Source organism: Weissella viridescens (genome assembly GCF_014789145.1).
Taxonomy (GTDB): Bacteria; Bacillota; Bacilli; order Lactobacillales; family Lactobacillaceae; genus Weissella; species Weissella viridescens.
In genome coordinates this window covers 800000-816265 of record NZ_CP061835.1, presented here as the reverse complement: position 1 = coordinate 816265, position 16266 = coordinate 800000, and the positions used below count along the sequence as shown (strand labels likewise).

At 40.0% G+C, this 16266-nt stretch carries 16 protein-coding genes and 1 tRNA gene; 5 read left to right on the top strand and 12 right to left on the bottom strand.

Annotation, left to right across the window (positions count from 1 at the left end; genetic code table 11):
• Positions 1-176: 176 nt before the first annotated feature.
• The 6 genes from IE337_RS04105 to IE337_RS04080 all read right to left on the bottom strand — a co-directional run bounded on the left by IE337_RS04105 (position 177) and on the right by IE337_RS04080 (position 3772).
• The gene (locus tag IE337_RS04105) at positions 177-1205 is read right to left on the bottom strand and encodes a hypothetical protein (protein ID WP_191135889.1); all 1029 of its coding nucleotides are present in this window, start codon (positions 1203-1205) and stop codon (positions 177-179) included.
• A gap of 13 nt (positions 1206-1218) precedes the next feature.
• Positions 1219-1734: a hypothetical protein gene (locus IE337_RS04100; protein ID WP_191135888.1), complete on the bottom strand. Its 516-nt coding sequence runs from the start codon at positions 1732-1734 to the stop codon at positions 1219-1221.
• Positions 1735-2004: 270 nt separating this feature from the next.
• Positions 2005-2077 (bottom strand) — tRNA-Lys (locus IE337_RS04095).
• Between the two features lie 219 nt (positions 2078-2296).
• Positions 2297-2416: a helix-turn-helix domain-containing protein gene (locus IE337_RS07930; protein ID WP_341480673.1), complete on the bottom strand. Its 120-nt coding sequence runs from the start codon at positions 2414-2416 to the stop codon at positions 2297-2299.
• Between the two features lie 348 nt (positions 2417-2764).
• Positions 2765-2989 (bottom strand): hypothetical protein, encoded by a 225-nt coding sequence (locus IE337_RS04085; protein WP_191135887.1) that lies wholly within the window; start codon positions 2987-2989, stop codon positions 2765-2767.
• Between the two features lie 210 nt (positions 2990-3199).
• The gene (locus IE337_RS04080; RefSeq protein ID WP_191135886.1) at positions 3200-3772 is read right to left on the bottom strand and encodes an ArpU family phage packaging/lysis transcriptional regulator; all 573 of its coding nucleotides are present in this window, start codon (positions 3770-3772) and stop codon (positions 3200-3202) included.
• A 589-nt stretch (positions 3773-4361) separates the two neighbouring features.
• Here IE337_RS04080 and IE337_RS04075 point away from each other — a divergent pair.
• The gene (locus IE337_RS04075; protein WP_191135885.1) at positions 4362-4514 is read left to right on the top strand and encodes a hypothetical protein; all 153 of its coding nucleotides are present in this window, start codon (positions 4362-4364) and stop codon (positions 4512-4514) included.
• A gap of 58 nt (positions 4515-4572) precedes the next feature.
• On the opposite strand, the gene IE337_RS04070 is transcribed toward IE337_RS04075, so the two are convergent.
• Entirely contained in the window at positions 4573-5619 is a 1047-nt protein-coding gene (locus tag IE337_RS04070; protein WP_191135884.1) for an aldose epimerase family protein, read from the bottom strand.
• A gap of 258 nt (positions 5620-5877) precedes the next feature.
• Between IE337_RS04070 and IE337_RS04065 the strand changes: the two genes are divergently transcribed.
• Positions 5878-7050, top strand: a complete 1173-nt coding sequence (locus IE337_RS04065) for an aminotransferase class I/II-fold pyridoxal phosphate-dependent enzyme (protein ID WP_191135883.1) — start codon at positions 5878-5880, stop codon at positions 7048-7050.
• A gap of 21 nt (positions 7051-7071) precedes the next feature.
• Positions 7072-8016 (top strand): lactate/malate family dehydrogenase, encoded by a 945-nt coding sequence (locus IE337_RS04060; protein ID WP_191135882.1) that lies wholly within the window; start codon positions 7072-7074, stop codon positions 8014-8016.
• A gap of 87 nt (positions 8017-8103) precedes the next feature.
• Here IE337_RS04060 and IE337_RS04055 read toward each other — a convergent pair whose 3' ends face one another.
• Entirely contained in the window at positions 8104-9459 is a 1356-nt protein-coding gene (locus IE337_RS04055) for a gluconate:H+ symporter (RefSeq protein ID WP_057743534.1), read from the bottom strand.
• Positions 9460-9755: 296 nt separating this feature from the next.
• Here IE337_RS04055 and IE337_RS04050 point away from each other — a divergent pair, with 296 nt between their 5' ends.
• Positions 9756-10706 carry an L-lactate dehydrogenase gene (locus IE337_RS04050; protein ID WP_191135881.1) on the top strand — a complete coding sequence of 317 codons (951 nt, stop codon included), beginning with the start codon at positions 9756-9758 and terminating at the stop codon, positions 10704-10706.
• A gap of 47 nt (positions 10707-10753) precedes the next feature.
• Here IE337_RS04050 and IE337_RS04045 read toward each other — a convergent pair whose 3' ends face one another.
• Positions 10754-11485 carry an SDR family NAD(P)-dependent oxidoreductase gene (locus IE337_RS04045; protein ID WP_191135880.1) on the bottom strand — a complete coding sequence of 244 codons (732 nt, stop codon included), beginning with the start codon at positions 11483-11485 and terminating at the stop codon, positions 10754-10756.
• A 206-nt stretch (positions 11486-11691) separates the two neighbouring features.
• On the opposite strand from IE337_RS04045, the gene IE337_RS04040 reads away from it, so the two are divergent.
• Positions 11692-12519, top strand: coding sequence for a helix-turn-helix domain-containing protein (locus IE337_RS04040; protein WP_191135879.1), 828 nt, complete (start codon positions 11692-11694; stop codon positions 12517-12519).
• Between the two features lie 88 nt (positions 12520-12607).
• Here the strand turns inward: IE337_RS04040 and ribB are convergent, their stop codons facing one another.
• The 3 genes from ribB to purD all read right to left on the bottom strand — a co-directional run bounded on the left by ribB (position 12608) and on the right by purD (position 16255).
• On the bottom strand, positions 12608-13240 hold the full coding sequence (ribB, locus tag IE337_RS04035) for a 3,4-dihydroxy-2-butanone-4-phosphate synthase (RefSeq protein ID WP_191135878.1): 633 nt from the start codon (positions 13238-13240) through the stop codon (positions 12608-12610).
• Between the two features lie 99 nt (positions 13241-13339).
• Positions 13340-15001 (bottom strand): formate--tetrahydrofolate ligase, encoded by a 1662-nt coding sequence (locus IE337_RS04030; protein WP_191135877.1) that lies wholly within the window; start codon positions 14999-15001, stop codon positions 13340-13342.
• A 6-nt stretch (positions 15002-15007) separates the two neighbouring features.
• Positions 15008-16255 (bottom strand): phosphoribosylamine--glycine ligase, encoded by a 1248-nt coding sequence (purD, locus tag IE337_RS04025; RefSeq protein ID WP_191135876.1) that lies wholly within the window; start codon positions 16253-16255, stop codon positions 15008-15010.
• Positions 16256-16266: the final 11 nt, after the last annotated feature.

The window sequence follows — 16266 nt, the reverse complement described above, 5'->3', positions numbered from 1 at the left end:
TAACTTTCTTTTTATGTATTTGCTTATGTCGTTTGCGTTTCTTCTGCTCATTATCAATTAATCCAATGATTTGGTCTTCTAATCAACATTGCATCGTCACATTTGTTCACCTCCTAATTTTGTGCACAAAAAAAAAGAGCAACCAATTTAATGGTCACACTTTAGTTAAATAATTATTATAATTGTTCATGCACCTTGAAGTAAGGGATAATAATTTCATTATCCAGTAGCTTTTCAACTGCCGTGTTCGTCAACAAGGCAGCAAAAATAGGAACACTTTCGCTAGTAATATTAAGTCTCGTTTTTCCACCCGATTCCGATATTGTTGGAATATTGTTAATCAAAAACTTAGGATTAGGACTTTTTGCAACATATTCATTAATTTTTTCGATAACTGTTCTCAATTGTTCGAAACTAATAGATTTTATTCTTGCATTTGCATGATTAGAATAATTAGAAAAACTATCTGATAAAGTGGTATCTCCTAATATTTTCTTTTTTATTTCTTTTAAATCACTAAATTTCACTAAAACTTCAGAGCTAGTTAATCTATATTCCTCCTCTTTAAACTGATCGCAAACGTGGTTAACTTTAACACTCTCCTTCAAGTCAAAACCATAGTCAAAATCTTTTGCATTGTACACATAGAGTACTTTAATAACACTATTTTCCCCATCAACATCGGTACTTTGTCGGTAAGTGTACTGAGCTGTACAATTTCCCAATGGCAAAGAAAAACTTTTATTGGACTCAATAATTTTTAATTTCTTGGCTGTAGTGTGCTCAAACTCGGCGATGACCTTGTTCTTTATAATCGTTCCTTTGTTAAGATAGTAGAAATAGACATTATGCGATTTGGTTTGCTCATTATAAAAATGATACATAACAAAATCATACTTATTATCAACACCATCAAATAATTCTTGCATAGAATTTACCAATTTAACGCTAGTTTGAGCTTTAACTTCCGTCAAAAAGTGTTCAACATACTCTTTTTGCACATTTCCATCATTATCCACATAATACTTTTTTTGTAAATTCAAAGACTCTATATCGAATGGTTTCAATTTATCACTTTCGGGAAGACTTACAACCTTAGAAATTTGCTTAAGTTGTTCATTATCAAAAGGCAATTTTTTTATATTTTCCGAACGACTCCCATCAACTACATACACACCAATCAGTAAAACTTCATCTTTTCCCATAACTCTCCCCTAGTTATTCAACAACAACACCAATTCTTTGCTTTTCACCATCTAGGTAGACCACCTTCACATCTCTCCTGTCCTCCTTAATTCTTCCAAAATAAATACTATCATCTTGATTATAATTTTTCCCACTGTAACAAGCAAATCCTACAATTGACAAAGAAACATTTGGAAGTTTATCTGATGAATTTTTAAAAAAAATATATATAGTTAACTGCATGACCAAAAACATGCACAAAGAAGAGTACGGGGAATCCGCAATTGAAAATGTAGAAATCAACGGAATTAAATTTCCCATAAGAAACTCCCTACTTCCAACATTAACCTCACCACTTAATTGAGCTTTGTTCTTTCGCGGGTCTATCGAACTTAACGTCAAACTGCTCTTTGTTTCAATACTTATTAACCTTTTTTTGAAAATTATCAGACTAAGTATACTCAAACAAAATAATACAAAAATAATATCAAAAACGGGTTGCTTAAAAATGGAAATATAAACTGAAAAATCTTTAGTTAAACGTTGCACATGAACCTCAAGATATGAACAATACATGAATATCAACATCATAAAATAAGAAAAAAGTAACGAAGACAAATAGTAAGTTATTCTAAAACAAATATTCACATTTCCAAACATATACTCCCCCTCGCCCATAATACTGGGACTAAAAAAATTAACAATTACTATCTTGAACAGATTTACCCATCCTAGAGTTCACACCTGCTTTAAATATTCATCTTAAACCTGATTTCTTCTCACATATTTTACAACTGTCTCATTTGTTGCAACTGCCAATGCTCCCTAGTAGGATTTGAACCTACGACCCAAGGATTAAAAGTCCTCTGCTCTACCATTGAGCTATGAAAGCACCAGAGTCCAACAGTATTAATGTCAGCATGTTAGTTATCTACCTAAGCGTGACGAGAACTTGGTCTAATACACCGGTAAGGATTTGCACCTTACATGTACCGCTTAGCGTGCGTGTACGTCCTATATCGGTGCGTCTACCTATTCCGCCACGGTGTCCGTTAATTGAATTTATCAACAATATCATAATACCACCGAACCCATGCGGTTGGTGTGCGGTTTATAAATCACTTTTCTTAACACCTGTCACAGTTTCCATTCCTTGCCGTGTTACAACTAATTGCTTACCAAACTTACGTATAGATTCCGATGGAAACTTGGCGGGGTATTTACGATACATCTGACTTCCCCCATTTTTGCGATGCATCCTTTGCACTCATAATGTCTTCGTCATCTAAATTAATCATCTCAACTACCTTTCTTTACTTCATCAACGTAACGATTAAATCTAAGACCACTACAATGATTGTAGCTATCGTCAGCCATTTTGTTAGATTGAATTTTTTCATATTATCTGCTAGTATGTGATACACCAAAAAGGGTCATCCTTGACTCCTTTCGGTTAAGTGCCTTAGTTAAGTAAGTCTTTCTAGAAACTCATTAATGCGATTACCAGTCCCGCTAATGCGATTTCGTCAGACCTTGACCAAGGCTCTTTTTCATTGTCATGCTTTCAGCGATAATTTAACTATTCAGGGTCTAAATGCGATCTCCGTTCGTCTATCAATGCCTGTAGCTCGTCCAAGTCATCACCAGTCGCTTTATTTCGTATAAAAGAGCGTGCTCTTGACCTATCACTTAAATATGCGGTACGTTCTTTATTCTTTTCCCGATAACGTTTTTTTGCTTCACGTTCTGCTTGCTTAGGATCATCATACTTAGATGGGCGACCTTGCTTATTTTCTTCTGTCATAAAACCTCCATGCTAGATAGAATACGATACCGAATAATGTTATAGTTTTCAGTTCCGCATTATTCGTAATTAGCCCAGTAATAATCAAAATTAGCAAACTCACAATACTTTTCTTTTGTTCATATTATTTTTGGATATGTTAGAATTTAGATACGCTTAAATAAGGAACTTTCGTGTCCCGTTTTCAGCTTAGGTTATTTAGTGTCGCTGTTATTTTTCTTGCTTAACTCTGTGATTGAGTTGTAACTTTGTATCAACATTGCTGGTATTGATACAATCGCAAGAATTATTTCGGCGACATTTTTTGTTATTTCTAATATATCTCGCGCCTTTATATATATATTTATTATGTTGTGCAGAGTATATCAAGTGCAAGTAAATACTCAAAAAAACTCGAAAATCTTCCGTGTCTGCAAAAGCATATGCAAATTGTAAAAATGCGTCGTTAATTAACTCATGCCCACGTCTTGTTGAATATCCTAACCGTTCTGTGATCTCGAACCAACTAAGCCCTTTAAAGTATTTTAGTTCCATAATGTCCCTGTATGAGTACGGCATAGTCTTACACGCTCGTAAAAAGTCATCTAAGATACTTTTAGTAGTTAGCTTATCTTCGTTAGAATTGTCTGTTTTAGCCCCTATGGGCATTCCTGTGATAATAGGCGATTGAATTTCAACGTATGAAATGTGCGCCATGTTTTGCAACCTTGGGAAAACTTTATTAAAGAAATTTCGAACGTTTTCAGTCGTTTGTTTCTCGTTTATGTCTGGTAATAATGCCACACGTCAGCCCCCACAATGGCATGAATTAATACATTCGTTACATTGCAGGGGATGCGTCTAGGTCAGTGCTGGGCGCTTTTTTGTGTAGTTAAATATTCATAACCTTTTGTTCGTCAAGCCACTCTTCTATTTTCATGTACGTGTCCTGACTAACATTAATTTTCTTACGACTCATAGCTAACCATAAACATATCGACTAACTCAATGCTATCTTGAAATTGATTTTGCAATGCTGTTAAATTCATAATGATCAAAGCATCCGCCCCTAATTCCCTGCTGCTTGGGTTTCAAATTTCGCTAAGTCACTATGTGAACCTGAACCCTCGTTCATACAAGTCAATTTTTCTTCTTCAAATGTTTTTAAGAAGGCTGGTGGTTCTTAATACGATTATGCCGTGGAAAACATTTTTTATCTGATACAGCAGTGTGATTAATAATTGTTGTCTGCTGGCACTTGATGTGTGCAGTGAATAAAGAACAGTACTGAATTGAAGGGAGGTACGTCTAGCCGATTACTAGATGCTAATTTGTCCCCATCCCTTAAAACATGCTAGGATAGTGGCAAATAAAAAAACACATGAGGTGTCCCATGACCATTCAAAATATCATCGCCTTTGCTGGCTGCGCGCTTGTCCTACTGTGGGTTGTCCTACGCTATTTCAAAATTGGTGAAGGTAAGTACTTTAACGCTATCCCTCTAGTAGGTCTCTTCCTCCTAATTGCCAGTCTCTTTATTGAATAAAGCAATGAACACATTAAAAAAGCCTGTTTTCGGACTATACCGAGCACAGGCTTTTTATTTATTTGCAGTATTTACCGTAAACGTATTGAATGTGATATTCCTGAGTTTCATCAGCGGCGATGGAAACATCTCCTAATTCAGGGTGATTTTCACTGTCAGGTAATGTTTGTGCTTCGAGCGCAACGGCCATCCATGGCTTACTCTCACCAAGGTTCAAGTATTTGACATCATTGCCAATTTGGCTTTCCGTAAAGGCAACAATCCCATTGCGGTCTGAATGAATTGCGACATGCCGTCCTGAAACGCGATCAGTAACTTTAACCGCAACAGCGTCCTGATTAGCCGGAACCTTAAAGACGTCATCAAATCCTTGTTCGACGGTCGTCTTTTTTAGTTCAGGCAAAATCTCCCCCAAATCATGGTGATGCTTAAGGTCGAATGGTGTTCCTGCATTATCGATAAGTTCACCGGTTGGGCACTTTTCAGCATTCACAGCTAAGTGTTGGTCTGAATTAATAAATAAGTCATGGTCGGTTAAATCAGTAATACCTGGGTTAGCCAGATTAAAGTACATGTGGACGGTTGGATTAAAGACACCAGCTTGTTTCGTTTGGTGGCCGGTAAAAGTGACATCAACAGTATCATTCTCAGTTAAAGTGTAGGTCACTGTTATGTCAAGGTCTCCGGGGAAACCATCAACAGATTCCAGTGCTGTATAAGTTAGTTGGAGTTGATTTTTATCTTCGTCAACTGACTTAACGACAAAGAACTGATTTCCAACACCTTCAGGTCCACTGTGAAGTGTGTTTTCGCCGTCGTTCGTCGGTACATGATGTGTCACGCCGTCTTGGGTCCAAGTCCCCTTGGTAATCCGTCCAGCAGCACGCCCAATAACACGATTAATGTTGTACGTATTTTCCGAAAAACCTTCAATTCGATCTGATGATAACACTAAGTTCACTCGTTCATTGTTATCAATTACTGAAAATTCTTGGACGATTCCAGCATAAGTCAAAACACTTAAGCGTGTCTGATTTTGATTTTCAATTGTATACTTTTCAACTGGCTTTCCTGAAACTTCGCCAAAATGTGTCTTTGTAATCATGAGATACCTCCATATACACCTAGCCAACATTCACTATACTTTCATTATACAGTGTTGTATTTAAAAAAACGAATTTTGGAGAAGTGTTCTCATAATTAAAATACGTAAAATTGCTTCACTGGAAACCTGAAACGTTTGGTCGCTAACAATTTGATATAAAATGAGAAAACATTTAATATTGTCATCAACAATACGGTTACATACGTGTGTGTCGTATCTGAGAGCGAACATGAAACCAATTTGCTAAGGAGCAATTATATGTCAAAAACTTTCCCCGCTAATAAAAATTTAAGCCGTGTGACACCCAATATTATTCGTGAATACGATAATCAATTTTCAAAGATTGATGACATTATCAAGTTGACGTTAGGTGAACCAGATTTCAATGTCCCTGAAGTCAGCAAGCAGGCAGCCATTGATAGTATTACAGGTGATGATTCACACTATGGTCCTTCGCTGGGGACTCAAGCACTCCGTGAAGCAATAGCTGACTTTATGCAGACACGCTATGACTTGACATATCATGCTGACAAAAACATTGTCGTGACGGTTGGGGCTACCGAAGCCATCTATGATACGATTGCAGCGTTTGTCAATCCTGGTGATAAAGTTTTGATTCCAACCCCAACTTTCCCACTGTATGAATCAGATACTTTGATTTTGGGCGCCGAACCATTGTTGGTTAATACCCAAGATGATGATTTTCTTCTCACACCTGAGCGCTTGAAAGCAACCTTAGACGAATTCGGGGATGACATTAAAGTATTGATTCTCAACTACCCAGGTAACCCTACTGGACGCACTTATTCTGATGAGCAATTAAAGGCATTGGCTGAAGTTTTGAAAGATACAGATATTGTCGTCATTGCCGATGAAATCTACTCAGAACTTACCTATGATCAAAATCATCACTCAATTGCACAATATTTACCTGAACAGACGTTAATCTTAAATGGTGTCTCTAAATCCCACGCGATGACAGGCTATCGTCTCGGCTTTATTGCGGGCCCAGAGGATTTGATTCAGGGCCCTGCCCTCGTTCATCAAATGGCTGTGACAACAACGCCTAATCCAATGGCTGCTGCTGCTACGGTGGCCCTTGGCACGCCGGCCGGCCACCAAGCAACCATGGAAATGAATGATGAATATCAAGATCGACGGGATTACCTGGTCAATGCGCTGCGCGATTTAGGTTTCGAATTGGATACCCCAGAAGGAGCGTTCTATCTCTTCCCTCGCGTCCCGGAAGCATATGGGGATGATGATCCGGCCTTCGTGACTGACCTAGCTCTCAAGGCCAAGGTTGGTACCGTGCCGGGACAAGCGTTTGGTCCTGGTGGTGAAGGTCACTTCCGAATGAGTTACGCTTCAAGCAAGGCAACTTTGGAAGAAGCGGTCAGTCGCATTGCACGTTTTTTGGAAGAGCAATAGCTCAGAAAGGTCGTTCAGCTTATGACTAGAAAGATTGGAATTATTGGTGTCGGACATGTTGGTGGTGCGATTGCGCACAGTGCCGTGGTTCAAGGTGTCGCAGACGATTATGTATTGATTGACACGGATGTCGACCATGTCGAAGCTGAAGCCCTCGATTTGACTGAAGCACAACCGAATTTAAAGCACCATGCAAATATCACTGTGAATGATTGGTCTGCATTGGATGATGCCGATGTTGTCATTTCTTCCGTAGGTAAGATTGCTTTGCAAAAAACGAACCCAGGGACCAATTCACGATTTATTGAGGTGCCCCACAATGTCAAACAAGTTAAATCAGTGGCTGAGCATTTACGGGCCACTAAATTCCATGGGGTTTTAATTGTGATTACAAACCCAAATGATATTATGGTTACCCTCTATCAGAAGTTGACGGGCTACCCTCAAAATAAGGTAATTGGGACGGGGACATTGCTTGATACAGCACGAATGTTAAATGGTGTCGGACAAGCGTTTCACCTTGACGCTCGTTCAGTGAGTGGTTATAACTTGGGTGAACACGGTAACTCACAGTTTACCGCTTGGTCAAATGTTAAAATTTTGGATCACCCGATTATCCCAATTGCGGAACGTGAAGGTGTTGATTTAGCAGACATCGAAGATACGTCCCGAAACAATGGTCATTTTCTATTCCAAGCCAAGGGATATACAAATTATGCCATTGCTGGTGCAGCAATTCGACTAACTGAAACCATTCTTTCAGATAGTCATAGCGAATTGCCCGTTTCTAACTTACGTCCAGGACATGATGTTTACCTTTCATATCCTGCTGTCGTCGGTCGTGAAGGCATCCTGCAACAAGCTGATTTGGATCTCACTGATGCCGAGGAAGCAAAGTTAGCTGAATCATACAAATTTGTTTCAGATAAGTACCATGATATTGTGGCACATTTAGATGAGTACTAAAAATTAAAAAGGAAGGTAGCCCCCGCTACCTTCCTTTTTTGTATAAAAAAAGTCTCCGCTTGTAACGAAGACATCTTTCATTTAGTTTTATACGACTAGACTTAGCAACAAAACCATAATCAATCCAACGACTGAGATTAAGGTCTCAAGTACTGTCCAGATTTGCAAAGTTTGTTTAACGCTAAGGTCAAAGTATTCCTTAAACATCCAGAAACCAGCGTCATTCACGTGGGAAGCTGCCAGTGATCCGGCCCCAATTGAAAGGACCATTAAGGCTGGGTTCACAGAAGCTGAAACCATCAACGGTTGCACTAGCCCTGCAGCTGTCAATGCAGCGACGGTTGCTGAACCTAAGGCCACTCGTAGAACTACGGTAATAATCCATGCGAGCAATAGTGGTGATAAGGCTGAGTTCATGAACAGATGTGAAATTTCATTTGAAATACCGCCGTCAATCAAAATCTGCTTGAAAGCAGCCCCACCACCAATGATAAGTAATAACATGGCGATAGACTTCACGGCTGATTCAATGGTGGCATTCATTTGCTTAGCTGACTTACGTTGATGCCAGCCCATTGACCAGAGCGCAAAGGCCAAAGAAATAATCATTGCACCAACAGGATTTCCAATCATGGCAACAAAACTATCAAGACCAGTGGCCTTACTTGGTGCTACACCATCATGCATAACGACCGTATAAAGCGTTGTAAGCCCCATCAAAATCACTGGGAACAAACTTGTTAACAAAGCTAATCCAAATGAAGGCGTGTCAGCCAAGGTGAATGACTTAACCTCCCCAAAAGCACTTAATTCTTTCTTAATTTTGAAAGCATCAGGTGCGTACTTTTGAGCGACCTTTGTAAAGACGGGTCCAGCAATTAATGCTGCTGGCACGGCGATCAAGAACCCATACATCAAAACATGTCCTGGGTTTGCACCCAAGGCTGCCGTAATGGCAGTTGGTGCAGGATGTGGTGGTAAAAATCCGTGAGTAACTGACAATGCAGCTGCCATTGGGATTCCAAGGTAAAGCAATGGCACCCCAACTTCAAGTGCAATAGCAAATACGATTGGAATTAAGATAACCATTCCCACTTCGAAGAATAACGCAATTCCCAAAATGAATGACGCGATCATCACCGCAAGTTGAACGTACTTTCTTCCAAAAACATTAATTAAAGTGTGGGCAATGCGATAAGCACCTCCGGCATCAGATACTAAACGCCCAAGAATGGCTCCGAACCCGAACACGATGGCTAGTTCCCCTAGTGAACTGCCGATTCCTTTTTCAATCGAAAGTGGGATTTCAACGAAGTTCATCCCTAATCCTAATCCAACAACAACAGAAGTGAAAATGAGAGCAATGAATGTATTCATCTTAACTTTGATGATTAAAAACAATAACAAAGCAATTCCCAAAAATAGTACAATAAGTGACTCCATAAGTTCTCTCCAGCTCAAAATAATTTGTGAAATATAACTCTTCGATAATTAGTGTAACACACTCTGTGTAGCTAATGTATGCGCTTTCAAAGATTGTGCATTTTCAATAAAACATAATACATACAACTTTATAAGACGTCACCATGTCCTTGTATATAGAATGGCATGTAAGCACAAGACTTGTTGATTGTTTACCATTTTTATATTATTTTGGTTAGATTAATTGACAATAAATGAGAAAAGCTTTAATATTGCTACCATAAACAAGCATTCAGTCAATGAAATGAGGTAGAGACATGACACGTAAGATTGGAATTATTGGAACTGGACACGTTGGAGGTGCTGTTGCAGAAGGCGCTATTTTTCAGGGATTAGCTGATGATTATGTGCTAATTGATTCAAATCCGGAGAAATTGGATTCAGAAGTCTTAGATTTAATTGAAGCTCAACCGAATTTAAAACACCATGCAAATATCATTTCAAACGATTGGGATGCCCTTGATGACGCTGATGTGATTATCTCTGCACTTGGGAATATTGGGCTTCAAAAAAATGCAACTGGTGGTAATGCCCGCTTTATTGAAGCTGAGTACAATGCGAAACAATTGAAATCGGTTGCTGCAAAGTTGAAGGCAACTAAGTTCAATGGTGTTCTGGTAGTGATTACGAATCCGAATGATGTGATTGTAACGCTTTACCAAAAGTTGACTGGTTTCCCCAAAGAAAAAGTCATTGGAACCGGAACACTACTTGATACTGCCCGTATGAAGAATGCCGTTGGAGAAACTTTCGATGTTGATCCGCGTTCGGTTCAAGGCTATAACTTAGGAGAGCATGGAAATTCACAGTTTACAGCGTGGTCAACTGTCAAGATTCTAGATGAATCTATCGAACCCGTTGCCGCGGAAAAAGGCATTGATCTTAATCAAATTGCCAATATTTCCCGCGATAATGGATACCGTGTTTTGAATGGTAAAGGTTATACGAGTTATGCGATTGCTGCTTCTGCCCTTCGTCTTACCGAAACAATTTTGAATGATAGTCATGAAGAATTACCCGTATCAACGTTCCGTGAGGGTCATGAAGTTGCCCTATCATATCCTGCTGTTATTGGGCGCGATGGTGTGTTAGGTCATGGTCATCTACATTTAACTGATGAAGAAGAAACAAAGTTAACAGGGTCTTATGACTTTGTAACGGAACGCTACCACTTATTGCTCGAAAAAATTGAAAATGATGAACTTTAATAAAACAAACCCGGTTGTAAAATATACAGTCGGGTTTGTTTAGCGTATTAACTTTCTAAATCTAAATATTTTGAGAGAATTTTTTCGGCATTTATCGGATTATACAATTTGGCATCTAATTCAACAAGCTCTCCCCAGTTGTCATAAAAGTGCCCTGTTTGTTCGTCAAAAGCTGAATCTATGGCTAAATGTTTGGCCACCAGTACAGAGGTATTTGATAGACTGCGAGTATAAGACATTAAGTCACTTTTTACATCTCCTGGGAAAAAACTGTTTACTGTTGTCCCAACCGAACGGAACATTTTAGCTAAATAAAGCATTAAAAGCGTCTTATGTGTTACTATCCAAGCCGCTTTAAAAACTGGGGTTGATTGCATTTCATTGACTGGAAATCTTTGTATGACGGTTGGATTTCCTGTAACGATTAGGATGCGGCTATTATTTAATTGGTTTGTTAAGGCCAGCGTTAGATAGTAATGCGCAGCTAAATTGGTATTGATATTCTCTATTTTATTATGTGGTATAACGCCAGCACTATGGATCAAAATATCAACGTGTTTAAATCTAGTTTGTATTTCATCCACAACTTTTGCACGATCACTTGGAGTTGATAGATCACCCGTGACTGGAAATGCCTTATCTCCTAGTCTTGAAGCTGCTCGCTGAGCCTTGATTTTTTGCCGACCAATAATAATAATTGAGACATCTTCGTTAATCAAACTTTTAGCGATAGCATAACCAACACCAGAAGTGCCTCCAGTAATGACGATATTTTTCATATTGATACGCTCCTATTCACATGGGTTACAAGCAATCCAAAAACCAAGTTGGATGAAGTGACCTATAATTTTTCTGATAGACTATGTTAAAATTCATCATGTTTAGCCCATGGCCATCGTTGATTAATTACAGACTATCACTAATTTTCCAGCGCATGGAAAATGTGTCGTATAGTCACACGTAAAGCATATAGGGAGGTTTGATCATGTTTTTTGGCGGGTTATTAAAACAGATTCGTATCGAAAGAAACATTAAACAAAAAGAGCTGTCTGACGGTATTGTTTCGCGCTCAACCATCTCGAAAATCGAAAATGGCACACACGAGCCCTCGTTTGAAACCGCCATGAAATTAATTAATCGGCTGGGCATCTCATTGTCAGATTTTGAGCGCCGTTATATGGGTGAAAAAAGTAACTCTGCTTTAGAAGCTTATTTTAAAAATATAGATACACAAGCTCCCCATATTTTTCACCTTAGAAAGATTGAGAATGTGCAAGCTACGCGTAATTTTGAAGAAAACGCCATGACTGAAAATATTTATATGCTATCAGATGCTCTATGGCGACGTACTACTACGGATAGACATCAATTACGAGAAACTATCCAGGCCGTTTGGAACAAGTTCCAATTGGTAGAAAACTGGAATCGAACAGACCTTTACGTTTTGAATGATTTGATAGCGTTTTTACCTGTCAAAGTGGCCAAAAATGTTGCGAAATTAGGAATTGATAAAATTTCACACGAGTACCCTGAATTAATTGCTTTAAAAGCTTCATTTTTAAATAATTTAGGTCTTCTGTTACTTTTGGACGATGCGGCATCAAAAAGTGAACAGGTATTTGATGAATCAATCAGGTATGCCAAACTCGTTCATCGATATGATATCGCATTAACCGCCCATGTTCGAAAAGCTCTTGCCAGGAAGAATAATCAAGAAGTTAATAAGTATGTACAGATAATTGCAGCCTTAGAAGATATTGAATTATTGGATAGCATTAACCATGAAATTACTGAAATAAAAAATACAATCTAACTAAGATGGATTACTTGAAAGAAACAAACAAAAAAAGCTTAGCTGACGTCAATCAGCTAAGCTTTTTTATGATTTTTATGTTCTAGGACTAAACGATGGCGGAGTTACCATGTTCGCGAACATAGTCTGTTAGTTGTTCAATTGAGATAAAGGGTAAATCAAAGTCTTCGGCGAATTGACGTAAATCAGCTTCCCGCGCCATGTGCCCATCTTCTAATAAGATCTCACAAATAGCGCCTACCTCGGTTTCACCAGCTAAACGTGCTAAATCGATAGCGGCTTCGGTATGACCGTCACGTGCCATTACACCACCATCTTCACCAACTAGTGGAAAACTGTGACCAGGGTGAACGAAATCTTCTGCCTTGGCTTCAGGGTCAGCTAAGTGTTGTAGTGTGGCAGAGCGATCAAAGGCAGAAACACCAGTCGTAACACCAGTTGCGGCATGGCTGCCATCGATTGAAAGTGTGAAACGGGTACCATTCACTTCAGTGTTGTTCTCAACCATTTGAACCAAACCTAAACGGTCGGCAATTGATTGTGTAATTGGGGCACAAAGCAAACCACGAGCATGGGTGACCATAAAGTTGACATTTTCCGGTGTCATTTTAGATCCAATGCCGACCAAGTCCCCCTCATTTTCGCGGTTCTCATCATCAACAATAACGGCCAACCCACCTTGGGCCATGTAACGGACAGCATCTTCGATTGAAGTGTTCATGAAATATTCGCTCCTTAAATATAAATAAAACAACAGTAACAGAATAGAGTCAATGGGTATCCTTACGGAGGCATACCCATCGCATCCAATAATTGGGTCCTAGAATAAGCCACGGATTGTACCGTCCTCGTCAATATCAATGTCATTGGCAGCTGGATGTTTAGGCAAACCTGGCATCGTTAAGATTGATCCAGTCATTGCAACTAAGAAACCAGCCCCTAATTTGGGAACAAATTCTCGTACATGAATTGTGAAATCTGATGGTGCACCTAATTTTTTAGGATCATCAGAAAGTGAGTATTGCGTTTTAGCCATGATAATGGGTAATTTATCCCAACCATACTTGGCGAAACGCTTGAGTTGTTTTTGAGCCTTTTCAGATAGTTCAACGCCCTGGGCACCATAAATGGTTTGGGCAATTTTATTTAGCTTCTCAATCGCGGCATCTTCTGGTGTATAAAGCGGCGTAAAGTCAGATGGTTGATGCGTTGCTTCAATTACACCGGCAGCTAATTCGCGTGCCCCTGCACCACCTTGCCCCCAGACATCAGCAACGTATGCTGGTACATCAAATTCAGCGGCATAGTCTCTGATTGTTTGTAATTCTTCAGCTGTGTCATCTGTAAATTGATTAATGGCGACCACAACAGGTACGCCATAACGTTTCATACTTGATAGATGTTGTCCAAGATTTGCCAAACCATTTTGTAGCGCAGCCACATTTGGTTGCTTGAGCTCATCTTTAGCCAGGCCACCATGCATCTTTAAAGCGCGAACAGTGGCAACGATCACAATCGTGTCAGGCGTCTTACCCAAAAGCGGTACTTTAAAGTCCAAAAACTTTTCACCACCAAGATCAGCACCGAAGCCAGCTTCCGTGACGACGTAGTTTGATAATTGCAGTGCTGTTTTGGTTGCTTGGACCGAATTTGTTCCTTGGGCAATATTGGCAAAAGGTCCGCCGTGAATCAAAGTTGGCGTGTGCGCCAACGTTTGAACCAAATTAGGGTGAATGGCATCTTTCAACAAAGTCGTTAAAGCACCAGCTACGCCTAAGTCAGCAACAGTTACAGGCTGACGGTCATACGTATCTGCAATCACAATCTTTTCAATCCGTTGCTTCATGTCCATCAAGTCCGTAGATAACGTTAGAATAGCCATGAGTTCGGATGCAACGGTAATATCAAAGCCGTCTTCACGTGGCACACCACTTGTTGGACCACCAAGACCAATTGTGGCATGACGTAAGGCACGGTCATTCACATCCAATGCACGCTTCCAAAGGACACGACGTGGATCAATATTTAGCGGGTTACCTTGATAAATACTATTGTCAATTAATGCTGCTAAAGTATTGTGCGCACTCGTTAACGCATGGAAATCACCTGTGAAGTGTAAGTTAATATCCGCCATTGGAATGACTTGTGAATAGCCACCACCAGTCGCGCCGCCTTTCATCCCCATCACAGGGCCCAAAGATGGTTCACGCAAAGCAATCATGGTTTTTTCATCAACCTTAGCGAGGGCATCGCCTAATCCGACAGTAACCGTTGATTTTCCTTCACCGGCCGCGGTTGGATTAATTGAGGTTACCAAAATCAACTTACCCAATGGATCATTATCATGTTCATGTCCCAATGTGATTTTGGCTTTATCCCAGCCATACGGTTGCCATTCCGATTTTTCAAGTCCAATCTTATCGGCGATTTTTTCAATTGGCCAAACTTCTGCATCTTGTGCAATTTCAATATCACTTAACATCTGCCATTACTCCTCTGCTAATTCTGCTACCACAGCCTGGTGCCCGATATCATGTCGGTAGACCAAGTCCGTGTGTGTCTGATCTAATGCGGCATACAAATCAGTTTGGGCAGTCACCATCGTTGGTCGATGAATAACTGCAGTTAACACACGCCCCCCGTTACTAACAAGTTGATTTGTTTGCTGCTTGACACCAGCATAATCGATTTGAACATCATTTGGCAATGCTGGTAACGGCAGCCCCTTTTCAGGATTTACCGGATAACCCGGAGCAGCTAGCGTTACACCAAGATAGACATCAGTATCTTGCCAAGTCATATGGGTTGGTTTGCCAGCAAGCAATTCCATGATATTTGTGTACAAATCACTCGTCAATTGTGGCAGAACAACTTGTGCTTCTGGGTCTCCGAAACGGACGTTGTATTCAATAACCTTTGGTCCAGCTTCAGTCAACATGACGCCGGTATACAAAATGCCCTCAAAGGGTGTGCCTTCCGCTCGCATGGCTGCTAGAACGGGTTCAACGAGCAATGTCATGGCCGTTTGTACGACATCTTCACCAATCCAGCGTACTGGACTATAGGCACCCATACCACCGGTGTTTGGTCCACGATCGCCATCTAAGAGACGCTTGTGGTCTTGGGCAATTGGCGCATGAACGACCTGCTCTTTTCCGACAAAAGAAAAGATTGAAAATTCAGGTCCCTGCATAAATTCCTCGATCACTAAAGGTGCTTGGGCATCTTGTTCGTAGATATTTTCAATGCCCGCTAAAGCAGTTTCTGGATGTTCATAGATGCTAACCCCCTTACCTAAAGCTAAACCATCAAGTTTAATAACAACTGGATAAGCATGGGTGTTGAGGATTTGTTTGGCCTCTTTTAGATTTGTTACCGTCACAGAATCGGCCGTTGGAATATCATATTTTTGTAGGAGGGCTTTAGTAAATGCCTTTGAACCTTCCAATTGTGCAGCGGCTTTCGTGGGACCAAAAATGGTTAAACCTTCAGCTTGAAAGGCATCAACAATCCCCTCAGTTAACAATGCTTCAGAGCCGACAAAAGTCAAATCAATTTTTTGACTTTGAGCAAATGCAATTAAATCAGGAATATCCGTTAAATTAACCGTTTCATAGCCAGCCTCACGCATTCCTGCATTACCTGGGGCAACAAAAACTTGGTCAACAGACTGCGCAAATGTTTTAGCAAAGATAAATTCGCGGGCACCAGACCCAATAATTAAGACAGATGTCATTGACCTACTCC